A 527-nucleotide genomic window follows, 5' to 3' on the forward strand; every position below is an offset into this window, starting at 1 on the left:
AGTAAATACAAATAATTTGTGGTTCATCCCGTTGCTGGATAAGAAATGAATCGCCACGGATAATCTAGACACTTCCGAGCCGTTGATAATACTGGTTTTCATATTCTGTCGGTGACATCTGTTCGCTAGGGAAGGTGCGAATAAGCGGGGAAATTCTTCTCGGCTGACTCAGTCATTTCATTTCTTCATGTTTGAGCCGATTTTTTCTCCCGTAAATGCCTTGAATCAGCCTATTTAGACCGTTTCTTCGCCATTTAAGGCGTTATCCCCAGTTTTTAGTGAGATCTCTCCCACTGACGTATCATTTGGTCCACCCGAAACAGGTTGGCCAGGGTGAATAACATCGCCAGTTGGTTATCGTTTTTCAGCAGCCCCTTGTATCTGGCTTTCACGAAGCCGAACTGCCGCTTGATGATGCGAAACGGGTGCTCTACCCTGGCACGGATGCTGGCTTTCATGTATTCGATGTTGATGGCCGTTTTGTTCTTGCGCGGATGCTGCTTCAAGGTTTTTACCTTGCCGGGACG

Annotated in this window: 1 protein-coding gene; it reads right to left on the reverse strand. The window is 46.7% G+C overall.

The annotated features are described in order from the left end of the window. Positions 1-275 precede the first annotated feature (275 nt). The coding region (locus K1I94_RS11320) for a transposase (protein ID WP_223315343.1) at positions 276-527 on the reverse strand (252 nt) is incomplete at its 5' end.

Origin of the sequence: Streptococcus sanguinis (assembly GCF_019929145.1) — a bacterium.
Lineage (GTDB): Bacteria > Bacillota > Bacilli > Lactobacillales > Streptococcaceae > Streptococcus > Streptococcus sanguinis_U.